The organism is Hyphomonas neptunium ATCC 15444 (genome assembly GCF_000013025.1).
Taxonomy (GTDB): Bacteria; Pseudomonadota; Alphaproteobacteria; order Caulobacterales; family Hyphomonadaceae; genus Hyphomonas; species Hyphomonas neptunia.
Window position 1 is genome coordinate 2,669,527 of record NC_008358.1, and the last position, 13,503, is coordinate 2,683,029.

Here is a 13,503-nt window from a genome sequence, read left to right on the forward strand (position 1 = left end):
GCAATCAGGCAAATGGCGAGTGTGATTGGAAAGCTGATGTCAGGTATCGGCGTGGGTTGTATGATAGCCGGAACCTGCGGGGCCATTGCCAGCGCTCAAGCTTCGCCCGGGGCCTACACTACGGGATATCGATACAATCTTGCAGGAAATCTGACCGGCGTCATTCGTCCTGATCCGGACGGGGCGGGACCAAACAAATATCTCGCGGAGCGCTATTCATACGATTCCAACGGCATGTGGGTCAGCGTTGAATTCGGCGAACTGTCTACGTGGCAATCTGAGGCTATCGCTCCTTCAGCATGGGGAAGTGTTTTCACGGTCTTCCGTGCTGAAAACGCGTCCTACGACACCTTAGGTCTCCAGGCAAAGACTACAATTACCTCCGGCGGCGCCACTCTCAAGGTAACGCAATTCAGCCATGATGAAGACAGGCGGCTTGAATGCCAAGCTTTGCGAATGAACCCTGCCGTGTTCAGCAGCCTTCCCGTAAGCGCCTGTTCATTGGGGCTTTCAGGGGCGCATGGGCCTGATCGGATCACAAGAAACGTTTATGACGCAGCCGGGCGGATTTTGAAGACCCAGAAGGCGTATGGGACGCCCCTTCAGCAAGATTATGCAACGTACACCTACAGTCTAAACGGTCAATCGGCCAGCGTTGCAGACGCGAAGGGCAACAGATCAGCTTTTGTATATGACGGCCGTGATAGGCTGCAGCGCTGGGAGTTTCCGTCCAAGACTACACCAGGTCAGACTAATACAGCCGACTACGAATTATACGAATACGATCCTGCGGGAAATCGGACCTCGCTGCGAAAGCGGGATGGTCAGACGATTTCATTTACCTTTGATGCGCTCAATCGGCTATCGAATAAAAACGTGCCGGGGACTGTCGGCGATGTTCATTATGGATATGATCTCAGGGGCCTGCTTCTCTATGAGCGCTTTGGATCGGTCGCGGGGCAAGGGATAACGACAGTTTATGATGGTCTAGGACGAGCAACAAGTTCGTCAACCAATCTTGGAGGCGTGGCGCTCATCCTGTCGTACCAGTACGATGCGAATGGAAACCGTAGCCGGATTACTCATCCCGATACCAGCTTCTTCACTTACACGTTTGACGGCATGGACCGAGTTGTTACTATTCATGAGGGGGGTGGGACTCAGGTGCTCGCTATCGGTTACGACGAGCAGGGGCGGCGTAAAACGCTTGTTCGCTCCGGCGCAGGCGTCACCACATATGATTATGATTCAATATCCAGGCTCTCGTCAATCTCGCAGAATATTCTGGGGACTGCCGAAGACGTCACTCTGGGTCTTGGCTACAATGAATCCAGTCAGATCGTTACACGGACGACTTCGAACAGCCAATACTCCTACACCGGGCCCGCGGGACTGGAAGGAAGTTATATCTCTAATGGCCTGAATCAATATTCAGGCACGGCTGGTACAGCAAGGACGTATGATGCGAATGGCAACCTCTCCTCTGACGGCACTACTAGTTACGCGTATGATTCAGAAAATCGTCTGATCTCTGCTTCAGGTGCAAAGAATGCAAGTTTGGAGTACGATCCTCGCGGTCGACTTCACCAGCTAATCAGCGGGGGGAGCGTCACACAGTTTCTCTTCGACGGTGATGCGCTGGTGGGGGAGCTTGATAGCACTGGCAACCTGCTTCGCAGATATCTGCACGGGCCCAGGATTGACGAACCTCTCATCTGGTATGAGGGCCCTACCGTGGCTTCTGGATTGCGCCGGCATCTGTATGCGGATCATCAGGGATCGATTATCGGTGTTACGCTTAGTACCGGGTCATCGGTTTCACGCAATACATATGACGCCTTTGGCTACCCCGGGTCTGCAAACCTGGGCCGGTTCTCATATACAGGGCAGATCCAGCTGCCGGAATTGGCACTCTATCACTACAAGGCCCGCGCATACGATTCCGCGACAGGTAGGTTCCTGCAGGCAGATCCTGTTGGGTATGAAGATCAGACGAATCTTTATGCATATGTCGGGAATGATCCGATGAATGCGACAGATCCGACGGGTATGATCTCCGAACTTAAACTCGCTGCAGCATTGGGTAGGTCGGGAGGTCGGTACGTGGTTTCCGGCGGCGTAGCGTTAGCCGACAGCCCGGCCCCAGGCCCCGCGGACGTGGTTGGAGGAGCGTTGGCCGTTGGCACGACTGCGCTCCTGCTCTGGGATTTGGGAGACGCACTCCTTAGCCCAAGTGACAACCAAAACGATAGCCTATTAGACGGTATCATGGAGGGTGCAACCAAAGGACGAGAGACAAAAGGGCGATCAGAACTGTGGGACAAAACCGGGGGATGGGATAAGGCCAATGAGGACTTCGACAAAATTGTCGACCCAGATTCTGTGCAGGATCGAGGAGATGGCGTTCGCACCGGTAAGTTGTCCGACGGCAGAAAGGTGAATGTGAGGCCGGATAGTACCGATGGCAGGCCAACGGTTGAAGTTCAGGATGGAAAAAATAGGAAAAAATATAGATATGAAGACTGATGCCAAATACCCAAAACCAACTGCAATAACGTTCGATCGTATGTTCGAACGCTCTTGGGAAGTAACCGAAATAGTTGATAATCGAAAAGGCTTCCATATACATGTGTCGGCATCAGAAAATACTAAGGCCGACTTTATTATAGGATTTTCGGCTGTTTACGGCTATCGGAACGCAGATGAAGGGTCACGTTCCCAATATTGGAAATCTCTGGGAGGATATCTAAAAAGTGGTTGCTATGAAGCTGCTGGCTCTGACTTTTTAGACTGGGCAATCTACGAAAGCTTAGACAAGGAACTACCTACGGGGCTCAGGCACTTTATAGTAGTGACGGCAAATGATGTGATTGATGTTTTAAGTTTTGATGAGCCGGAATTTACTGAGGATGGCGCGGCTGCGTAGAGAGCCGCGTGCGGTCGAAGCAGCGGCGTTGTCACTTCCCACCTAGCTCGAGATTCGTAGAAAATCGCATCAATGAATTCGAGCTGCCAGAAAGCAGGGTTCGCCAGCATATCGAAGAATGAACTTTGTGCGCCACAAGGATTGTTGCTTGAGGCTACTGCCTTCAACAGGAAGCATAAGTTTATCAGAATCGCTTCCCTCCGAAGGTTGAGCGTATCCGTTTTGAAGGTATATGCGCGCTTGAGCTGCAATCGTCGCTTCGTTGGGCACAAGCGAGATAAGCTGCCATAAGGCGGCGCCGCCGGCTCGAGAGGACGACGGAAAGCGCGAAACTAAGTATCCATCCGAAGCACAACCATCAGCTCTCGCAACAACTGTTCGGCCCGGTCTGCTCGCACCGTATGTAACAGCACGGACCTACCCGAAAGCTCTAGAACAATTTCAAGCACATCGTCCGAATGCCGCATAAGTCCGATGAGGTGCTCCCCGCTCGGACCATACTTTCCAGAGAACCAGTTTTTGACGGTGCGCTCGTTCGCCCCTGTCCAGGCCACGGCCGTCTTGATCCGCGCGCGATTTGCGCCAAGCGATCGATTTAAGGCGCCGGCAATTTCGGCTGCATAGCGATGTTCGATCCCTGCCCCGTCTCCTGGGGGAAAGAACTTGCCCTCTTTCGGAAACGACATTCCTGCCTCCTTCGGTTATGAAGTTGATCCGAACTCGTTCCCTTCTTTTAGCTTGAAGGGCCTATCTGCTGATAATGAGGAATTGTTGAGGTGTCTGGAAGGAGACAGCCGACAACGCGCCCGCACGCGCCAGATGATCAGGCACCGCGCGATCCCGTGGTTGCCTATGTCCGTATGTCGACCGACCACCAGAAATACTCGACCGAAAATCAGCTTGATGTCCTGCGCCGCTACGCCGACGATCGGGGCTATGAGATTATCCGTGTCTATGAGGATTCCGGGCGGTCGGGTCTGAGACTGGATGGACGCGAAGCCTTGCAGTCATTGATCGCAGCGGTTTCGGCTGGCCAGGCCGACTTTCAAGCGATCCTCGTTTATGATGTCAGCCGCTGGGGCCGGTTCCAGAATGCAGATGAAGGCGCCTATCATGAATATGTCTGCTCCCGAGCCGGGATAAGGGTCCACTATTGCGGCGAGCAGTTTGAGAATGATGGCAGCATCGGCTCGAACCTTCTCAAGACCGTCAAGCGCGTGATGGCCGGTGAGTACAGCCGGGAGCTTTCGGTCAAAGTCTTTGCGGGTCAGTGCCGGCTTGTGGAACTCGGCTACCGCCAAGGCGGCCATCCCGGCTACGGGCTGCGCCGCATGCTCATCGATGAGCAGGGATCGCCGAAGGGAGAACTCTCCAAGGGGGAACGAAAGAGCCTACAGACTGATCGCGTGGTGCTCATCCCTGGACCAGAGGCTGAATGCGACATTGTTCGAGAAATCTACGCGCTGTTCGTCCTCAGAGGCCTTTCTGAAACGCAAATCGCCGCGCTTCTAAACGCGCGCGGCGTCCTGACAGACTTTGATCGCCCATGGACCCGCGCCGCCGTTCATCAGATTCTGATCAATGAAAAATACATCGGCCACAACATCTTCAACCGGGTTTCCTTCAAGCTGAAGCAGCGCCGCGTTAAAAACCCGCGCGAGATGTGGATCCGGGCCAACGACGCCTTCCCGGCAATCGTCGAGGAAGCCCTTTTCCTCCGGGCCCGGCAGATTGTCGATGCGCGCAGCCAACACCTCTCCGATGACGATCTACTGACTAGGCTGCGAGGCCTTCTCCAGCAGAAGGGCGTGCTCTCAGGCTTCATTATAGATGAGTGTGAGACGATGCCGTCTTCGGGTGCCTACAGGCACCGTTTCGGCAGCCTCCTACGGGCTTACCAGCTGATTGGGTATGATCCGGAGCGGGACTACCGCTACATCGAAATCAACCGTCGCCTGCGCGCCGCCCACCCCCAGTTTGTGGCAGACATCATCTCAGGCATACAAACGGCCGGCGGAAAGGCTGAGGTCGATGCTGCCACGCAGCTGATCTGCGTGAACGGAGAGTTCGCCCTCTCTGTGATTCTTGCCCGATGTAGCGCGACTTTGGCCGGCTCCCTGCGCTGGCATGTGCGTCTCGATACCGGGCTGGTTCCTGACATCACGATTGCCGTGCGGATGGATGAGTTCAACCGCGGCCCCCAAGACTATTTTCTCCTGCCGAGCTTGGACATCACGTCTGAAAAGCTTCGCTTGAGCGAGCAGAACGGCCTTGGGCTCGATGCCTATCGGTTCGACACCCTCGACTATCTCTTTCTCATGTCCCGAAGGGCTCAGCTTGTGGAGGCGTTATGATCGACGACGAATATATAGAGAGCGCGCCAAACCAGGTGACGGTAATCCCCATCGACCGCATTCGGATCCTCAATCCCCGTGTTCGCAACAGGCGCAACTTTGCCGAGATGGTCGAGAGCATTGCCAAGGTAGGGTTAAAGCGCCCCATCACCGTCGCAGTCCGCAAGAATACCGATCCTGCCGAATACGATCTGGTCTGTGGCCAGGGCAGATTAGAAGCCTTTGTTGAGCTCGGGCAGTCAGAGATCCCAGCCGTCATCATTGAGGCTGATGAAAGCGACTGCCTCGTCATGAGCCTGGTTGAGAACTGCGCTCGCCGACAGCACCGGGCGATCGATCTCATGCAGGAGATCGGGTCCCTCAGGAACCGCGGCTACACTGATCGTCAGATCGCGGGCAAAATTGGTGTTACGGCGGAATATGTCAGCATGATTGCCGGACTTCTGGAACGCGGCGAGGAGCGCCTCGTCGCAGCGGTGGAGACAGGGCTCATCCCACTCAATCTCGCCATCGATATCTCTAAGACCGATGATGAAGGCGCCCAGCGCGCGCTGACAGAAGTCTATATGGAAAAGAAGCTCCGGGGGAAAAAGCTCTCCGCCGTTTTGAAGCTGCTCCAGCAACGCCAACGGCGCGGCCCACATATCAGGTCGTCGCCCGCCGGCCGAACCGGAGCGAAGCGTCCCCTGACGAGCGACGCTTTGGTCCGGGCATATCGACAAGAGGCAGACAGGCAGAAGCTGATCATCAAGAAGGCCGAAGTTACGCAAGGCAAGCTGCTGTTCGTCATCGAAGCGTTTCGGTCCCTGAAAAGAGATGAAGCCTTTTTGAACCTGCTGCGCGCCGAAGGGCTTGGCTCATTGCCGCAATATCTTGAAGACAGCCTGACCGCTGGAGGAACGTCATGACCGGCCCTTTCGATCACAAAGCCAAAGTCTTCGCCGCTTTCGAGCAGGACTGTATCACGCTTCCTATTCTCTCCATTCTTCCGCTACGCACGCTGCCGGCAACCCTCAAGCTCAGCCAGAAATATCGCCAGATTCTGGCATCTATAAAAGAAGTGGGGCTCGTTGAGCCACCCGTCGTGGCGCGTAGCCCAAAGCAACGGGACACTTACTTGCTGGTGGATGGCCATGTTCGGCTCGAAGCCTTGAAGGATCTCGGTGTCAAAGAAGTCGAGTGCCTGGTTGCAACCGATGACGAAGCCTTCACCTATAACAAACGGATCAGCCGCCTCTCTCCTGTCCAGGAACACCGCATGATCCGGAAAGCGATCGATCGCGGCGTCCCAGAAGAAAAGATCGCCAAAGCGCTAGACCTTCAGCCCATGAGTGTCCGGCGCAAGGTTCGCTTGCTGGATGGAATTTGTGACGAGGCGGTCGCCATCCTCAAAGATAAACCCTGCCCCATGGCGCTCTTTGAAATCCTCCGGAAAATGAAATCGCTCCGGCAGATCGAAGCGGCCGAACTTCTCGTCAATGCGAACAACTATACCGTCGCCTACGCCTCTGCCATCCTAGCCGGCACGCCGCAGTCTCAACTCGTCGATGGTGCCAAGGCCAAACGGGTCATGAGCGTCACGCCTGAAACCATGGCCCGTATGGAGCGGGAGCTGACGAGGCTGCAAGAATCCATCACCTCCATTCAGGAGTCTTACGGCAAAGACCACCTGCAGCTGACCGTCATCAAGGGGTACATCTCGAAGCTCCTCGGAAATCCTCGGATTGTCCGTTATCTGATGCAGTATCGGCCGGAGTTCTTGAGTGAGTTTCAAGCGATCGCTGAAATGGCTTCGACGATGCCGGCTGAGCCTGTTTGATGTCGTCATTTAAAGGTCAAGTTGGGGATAATGACTTCCCACGCGTCTCTCTGCAAAGGATGCAGCCATTCTGGAGAAACATCACCCTTCGTTCGCGAAATGCAGGCATGGATTTCTCCGCGCTCAAATTTCAAACCTTGCGGCGGCGAAAATGCCTTCGAGAGTCGCGCAAGCTGAATCCCTCGATCAGTCTCGATCGACCAACTTTTATCCCTCCAAATGAGCGATACTCGGTCCCCAATACTAGCGGCTGAGATCGCACTCAACACGGGATCGTCTGGCTTCAATCGACCCGCATAAGATAGATCGACATCTCGCATACTGACGGATTGGTATATGCGACTACAGCGCGCCAAATCGCTGGGGTCTAAGAACACCTCCCGCTCCAAGATCTCTCCTCGCTCACCACCCTTTGCAAAAAGCTGGGATCCACTATTCGAGATCAATGAGAGGCTCTGCTTGGCCCTTGTCATCGCGACATAGTAGAGACGCCGCGGCGCATCCGGATCTTCATTTTTGGAGGCTTGATCCCATCCTCCATCTAGAACCACGACGTGATCAAACTCCAATCCCTTCGCCGCATGCGCAGAAAGCAACATTAGTCCCCGGGGCGCCTGGCGCGTCTCCTTTAACCATTCTGCCAACCACTCGAGCACCTCATCGATCGGGATAGATCGATCCCCAATATCAATTTCGAGATCTTTGACGGCTTCCTGGAGCATACACCACCATTCGTTCGATGGGTGTGCCGCGATGAAAGAGCAGAGCTCGTCGCTGCTCACCATTTTTCCCAGACGTCCCCGGATGAACTCGACCAGCGCCTGCGTTTCGCGCAGACGCCATAGTGGAAGGGAGTCCTCATTGCCCATATCGACGGGGATACCCAGATCTTCACAATAGCTGCGCACAGGCTGAAGGTATTTCCATTGCCGCGCGATGATCGCCGTTCGTTTCCAGTCCCAGTCGGGCGTAAGTTGGGATAGGCGTTTCAATTCATTCACGGCGGCGATCGCCTGGTCCTTGCTTCCGCCTTTCACCCTCAGTCGCTGCACACGCCCCTGGGCTACCGGGTCGAGAGAGTGGAGCACGCCTCCCTTGGGCGCTGTTCGCCGCCCCTGGTCAATCTCAATTGCATGAGCGATCTTCATGCGCTCTTTGGCCGGGGCAATTACCTGGTTCGCCGCTTCAATTATATGCCGCGTCGAACGGTAGTTCTGGACCAAGAATGCCGGCTTTGCCGAGTAATCTGCCTCGAACTTGCGAATGTATTCGACACTGGCGCCGCCAAACGCATAAATATTCTGATCGTCATCGCCAACAGCGAAAAGACTGAGGCGTTGATCTGGATCATCCAAGCTGCGACCGGCAATGGCAGCGACCAACCCATGTTCATTAGGGCCGATGTCCTGATACTCATCAACGAGGATCCACCGATATCCCTGAACGAGCGTATCTCGCTGTGCCTCGGCCTCGACGGTTGTTAGGCCATCTCCATTCAACAATTGCGTAGCCGCCTCGATCGCTCGATCAAAATCTGCGGTGGTCTGCATGTCGGAGCGGCCGACAAAGCTCATCCCCACCAAGCGCATCGCAAACGCGTGACAGGTAGAGATGTTGACGCCCGCAGCATCTTCACCAATCAGAGCCCGCAGGCGCACAAGGATTTCCTGAGCGGCATGGCGATTATAGGCGAGAACCAAAATCCCCTTGGGGTCTTCCCGCCGAACCCGTATCAAGAAGGCGATACGATGCACCAGCACCTTTGTCTTTCCAGAGCCGGGCCCCGCCAGAACGAGCACATTGGTTTGATCACGCTCATCAGAAACAATGTCCATCTGAACGCGGTTACCGAGGCTTCCCACAATCTTTTGCCAAGACGCTGGCATCGTTTGGCGGCGAAGATCAGCGCTCCGATTGGGCAGCCAGCGCCTTAAGAATACGTCGCGCTCCAAGGAAAAGTAGTCATGCGACAGCGAGAGCGCCCTATTCATCGAGATCAGGCCTTGCTCAGCAAACACAGCCATCACATGCGTTTGTGTCGTTTGCTCCGTATAGTGATCGGCTAACGGATCAAAATGTCGCTTGGTGAAAGCCTGCGTGCCAGGGCTAAGTTGAAGCGTCATGGCGGGCCTGAATATCGTTAGCCCTCGGCCCAGAGTGATGATTTCTTGCTCATGCAACCAAAGCAATGACCGGTCGAGCAGCTTGGATATATTGCTGACCGAACTTGCAAGCAGAACATCTGAAGAAAGTGCTGCGCTGAGCTTTCCGACAGTCGTCGCGACCTGAATGTCCTTACCGCGCGTTCGCGGCGGAACTGCTCCAATAAGGGCACTGAGGATGAGTTCAGCGCCGCGCCGGCGTAGATCGGCAATTTCGCGAATGGCCCTCCAAGACCGTTGAAGCTCCAAAGTGATCGTCGAGCGATTGGGCTTTCGGAGCCTCAGGCTCCCCTGCCCGCCGCTGTCATCTCGCCCATCTTCAGCGATGCTCTTGAGCATCCGCTGCAGAACATCGGGTCGAACAGATGCGTATCCCTGGTCTCTCAGACGCTGACATACCCCAGAAATATGAAGGGTCAGCTTTGTGCCATCTGCATCATCGGCACCCACCTCCTCCATTTCCTGAATGAAGTCTTTTTCTAGCTGCAACGCCTGCTGAAACTTCTGCATTGAGGTTTCTGCGACGCCGACAGTCACATAAGCCGTTAACGCGGTATCGTTGGCGGCGATCCCTAAGGTTTCTAGGTCGATGAGGGCTTTTCTCAGTTCGCTGGCCGCCAGTCCTGAAACCGATGAAAGCTCATCCGTTGACACCCCGGCATCAGGCTCAGCATCAACAAGGTGACCAACGATGCGGAGAAGCTGAGCCCGCCGACGCTCTGTTATGTTGGCATTCCCAATGATCGCTCTTGCCTCCTCGACACTTCGGATTTTCAGAGAGGATGGGTAGACGTGCGTGCGGTTATGCTCGCGCGTGAGCAATCCAGCTTCTTCGAGCCAAGCTACGGCGGTTTTGACGCGCGTGTCGTCGGTTGCGCTGTCGCGCATAAACTCTCGGTCTTCCTCTTCCTTAATTATCTCGCCAGGGGTTGCGACGACCTCTCCGTCCTTTTGAAGACGTTGATCGAGACGCCGAATGGCTTTGAGCAATGCGGCGATTTCATGCTTTTCCAAGCGAGAGCGAGCAGAGAGACTAAACTGGCGCTCAACATCCTCTTCTGCATACAGAAGGACGCAAGTAGCCGGCAGTCGGTCGCGCCCTGCCCTGCCCGCCTCCTGCATATAGTTTTCAAGGGATCCTGGAACGTCACTATGAATGACCAATCGGATGTCTGGCTTGTCTATGCCCATTCCAAACGCATTGGTCGCGGCAATGATCCTCAAATCCCCGCTCCGAAAACGTTCCTGGATGTCTCGCTTCGTCTCAGGGGTGAGACCCGCGTGGAAGCACTCAGCCTCAAGCGACTGAGCTTTCAGGAAATCGGCCATACGCTCCGTGCCGGTCCGCGTGGAACAATACACAATGGCGCCCGAGCGCCCTTCTTGCGGGAGATCTGACCTCAGGGTTTGAAGTACGTCTGCAAACTTTGTGGCTTTGGTCGTCCTCTCAACCCGAAAGCTGAGATTGGTCCGGACTGACCCGCCATCTAAAACTGCGAGATCAACATCGATCTTCGTTTTGAAATGAGATCGAATGTCCTGCACGACCTCTGGTTTGGCCGTGGCGGTTAAAGAGATCACCGGCGCGGGCGGTTCGTCGCCAGAAAACTCCCCGATGAAGCGGGAAACATATCTGTAGTCTGGCCGAAAATCATGGCCCCATTTGGAAATACAGTGCGCCTCATCGATTACCCAATACCCAATCTCACGCTGTTTGAGGACAGATCGCACCGAAGGTGTGCGCAGCTGCTCTGGCGCGATCAATAGAATGGCGGCGTCCCCCAGCCTTACCGCATCCAGCGCTGCCTGGCGCTCGGGGAGCGACAACATACCGTTGATTGTGAAGCAGCCGCTGACGCCGGCCTCGGCAAGCCCCCGGACCTGGTCAGCCATCAGGGCCACCAGCGGCGAAATCACAACGGTGAGGGCCCCGGTTTTCTCATACTTGGAGAGCGCAGGCACCTGATAACAGACAGATTTGCCTGTCCCCGTCGGCAAAATACCCAGCACGCTCTGGCCCTGCATCGCCTCGGCAACGATCCGCTCCTGAAGCGGAACGCCTTCAGCATCTTTAGGCTCTGGGCGAAATGCCTCGAACCCAAACCAGCTTTTCAACGCGCGCTTCGGATCGTTCTTTTCTGCGCACCAGGAGCAGGACGAGGACCCGCAGCGCGTATCTCGCAGGTCACGGACGATCCGCGCCGCCTCTGGGAACTGGATCCTAACCCAAGGCGGCATAACCGACTCGCCGCCAGCCACACTGATCCAAGAGAGGGCATAGGCCGTTGGCCAGCCCCGTGCTGGTTCCGAGAGTCGATCGATCAGTTGCTCGACCTTCAGACCGCAAGCCGCACCCACCAACAGCTTACGAACGGCATCGCGCGCCCTAGGCTGGTCAGGGCGGGCTGCCTTGCGGATATGGGTGAAGACGGCGTCAAACCCCGCTTGCGCTTCGCCCAAGGTGGAGAGGAAATGGTACGCAATAAGGGCGTCAGGATAGGTTTGATCAATACCCGATAGCGCCGTGACTTGGTTGCCCAGCACCTCAAAGACGAGCCTGGCATCCCGCTCGGGGTCATTGAGTTGTCCGGCCAGCAGCCGCCCGTCCTGATAATGCTTCACAAGCCGATGGTAGGGGTTTTTGGGAAAGGCGAGCGGATTGAGCCAGAGCGTGTCAATGACGCGGTCCGTCAGCCCGCTGAGTTTGGGTCGCACAGCGATCAGCTGCGGTAAGTCAAATCGCAGAAAATTGTGACCGATCAGAAAGTCATCCGGCGCAACAAACTCTTCAAGATCATCAATCGCCCTGTTCAGCGCGAGTGAACTATCCGTCACCGATTTCGGGGACCGGAAAGCGATCTTGATATCTGACGCATGGCGGACAGCCGCAAAGGCGAAGATCTTTGCGGCGTTCGGATCGACCTCTAAGTCGATCGACACGCAGCGGCGCAGAAGGTCACCCAGTCCTGGTAAGTCGAGGCCAACTTGCATTGTCTACTGATCTTCCCACCAGGCGGCACGCTCACGCCGAATCAGACTTTCTGCACGCGTCGATGGAGCCATTACCGAACGTGAATAGCAATCTTAGCGCGCGATCGACTTTTCTTTCTCCGCGATTATCTCTTTGAGACGTTCATTGAGCTCATCGCCACGCTCACCGAAATGGATCTCTCGGTGAGCCGTCGGACTAATGGCAGCGACCCAGCGGGGGTGGTCGAGCCCATCGTCTGACAGCCGCTGTGTATGATGGACTTCCAGATAGGGATGGCCTGATTTTGTGAGGAACGGGGCTTTCTCACCCGTCAGTTCACAGACGCCGCCTGCTCGCGCGAGAATGTAGGCTTTAATCTTTGCACTGCGCTGACGATAAACTCGCCGCGCTTCCTTGGGATTAGAATTTCTGACCGCGGTCGCCGCCTCATAGGCAGACGTCCGCAGATCATCGATAGACGTATCAGGTTGATCTTCAATTTCTTCGTCTGTTTCAGAATCAGCGACAGCATCGGCCCGCACGAGATGAAACTGAATGGCCTTACGCTCCAGCTTGTCGATGTCGTGAGAGTCGATCATCTCCCAGCCCGCACAGACAAACTCTCCCATAAATTCGTATAGTTTGCCTTTGCCGAGGGCTTCGAAAAGCAAAATGGCCTTCCCGTCAGTGGCATGCTCTTGGATCGCGCGATTCCCTCTTTTAAAGGTCATATCGCCCCGTTGACCTTCCCCGGTATAGAGGAAGGTCTCACGGTCTTCCTGCCAGCCGTCGCGGTATCCATGCTGTTCGCCGGCGTCGCCTGTAAAGATAAAGACAAAGGGCGCATCAGCCGGCGTTGAAATCCCGCCCTGCATTTGTCCGCCATACACTTCATGAATATCCGCGCGCCGACTATAGTGCGCACCGATGCGAAAGGAATGTCCGTGAGGCGTTTCATTCTCGAAGATCTCTCCGATTGGAACGTCCTTACCGCCCCGTCGGATGATCATTTCAAACCCTAGCTTTTGTAATTGGCGCGCAACACCCGCGCCACCGACAAACTTGCCGATGTCTGCTCCATGCTGATGAAAATACGCGCCAGCGAGGATCGCCTTTGACGGCAACGCTTCCCCCTCATGCACCACATAGTACTCCCTCGCTTCCCCGCGTTTGTATTTCTGGAGGAAAGCGTCCGGACCGCGGCGATATTCTGCGATCGCATCGAGGACGGCCTGCGGCTCTGTGACTTTGGAGATGGACATTGCTGATCC

8 protein-coding genes are annotated in these 13,503 nt (G+C 55.5%); 5 read left to right on the top strand and 3 right to left on the bottom strand.

Translation table 11 applies throughout. From position 1 onward, the window contains the following. Positions 1-12 precede the first annotated feature (12 nt). Together HNE_RS12485 and HNE_RS18600 are read left to right on the top strand one after the other, a co-directional pair. Complete coding sequence (locus HNE_RS12485; protein WP_049755127.1) at positions 13-2,526, top strand: RHS repeat domain-containing protein; 2,514 nt, start codon at positions 13-15, stop codon at positions 2,524-2,526. Further along, positions 2,516-2,926, top strand: a complete 411-nt coding sequence (locus HNE_RS18600) for a hypothetical protein (protein WP_148205888.1) — start codon at positions 2,516-2,518, stop codon at positions 2,924-2,926. The genes HNE_RS12485 and HNE_RS18600 overlap by 11 nt, the downstream gene beginning before the upstream one ends. 332 nt (positions 2,927-3,258) lie before the next feature. Here the strand turns inward: HNE_RS18600 and HNE_RS12490 are convergent, their stop codons facing one another. After that, positions 3,259-3,612 carry a hypothetical protein gene (locus HNE_RS12490; protein ID WP_011647520.1) on the bottom strand — a complete coding sequence of 118 codons (354 nt, stop codon included), beginning with the start codon at positions 3,610-3,612 and terminating at the stop codon, positions 3,259-3,261. A 174-nt stretch (positions 3,613-3,786) separates the two neighbouring features. Here HNE_RS12490 and HNE_RS12495 point away from each other — a divergent pair, with 174 nt between their 5' ends. Genes HNE_RS12495 through HNE_RS12505 form a run of 3 tightly spaced genes read left to right on the top strand, consistent with a single transcriptional unit; the run spans position 3,787 to position 7,099 of the window. Beyond that, entirely contained in the window at positions 3,787-5,280 is a 1,494-nt protein-coding gene (locus HNE_RS12495; protein WP_148206000.1) for a recombinase family protein, read from the top strand. Continuing rightward, a complete protein-coding gene (locus HNE_RS12500) occupies positions 5,277-6,188 on the top strand; it encodes a plasmid partitioning protein RepB C-terminal domain-containing protein (RefSeq protein WP_011647522.1) in 912 nt (303 codons plus the stop codon). The genes HNE_RS12495 and HNE_RS12500 overlap by 4 nt, the downstream gene beginning before the upstream one ends. Continuing rightward, a complete protein-coding gene (locus HNE_RS12505) occupies positions 6,185-7,099 on the top strand; it encodes a plasmid partitioning protein RepB C-terminal domain-containing protein (protein ID WP_011647523.1) in 915 nt (304 codons plus the stop codon). The genes HNE_RS12500 and HNE_RS12505 overlap by 4 nt, the downstream gene beginning before the upstream one ends. A gap of 5 nt (positions 7,100-7,104) precedes the next feature. Here the strand turns inward: HNE_RS12505 and HNE_RS12510 are convergent, their stop codons facing one another. Then, positions 7,105-12,252: a RecQ family ATP-dependent DNA helicase gene (locus HNE_RS12510; protein ID WP_011647524.1), complete on the bottom strand. Its 5,148-nt coding sequence runs from the start codon at positions 12,250-12,252 to the stop codon at positions 7,105-7,107. A 93-nt stretch (positions 12,253-12,345) separates the two neighbouring features. Then, positions 12,346-13,494, bottom strand: coding sequence for a hypothetical protein (locus tag HNE_RS12515; protein ID WP_049755128.1), 1,149 nt, complete (start codon positions 13,492-13,494; stop codon positions 12,346-12,348). Between the last annotated feature and the right edge of the window lie 9 nt (positions 13,495-13,503).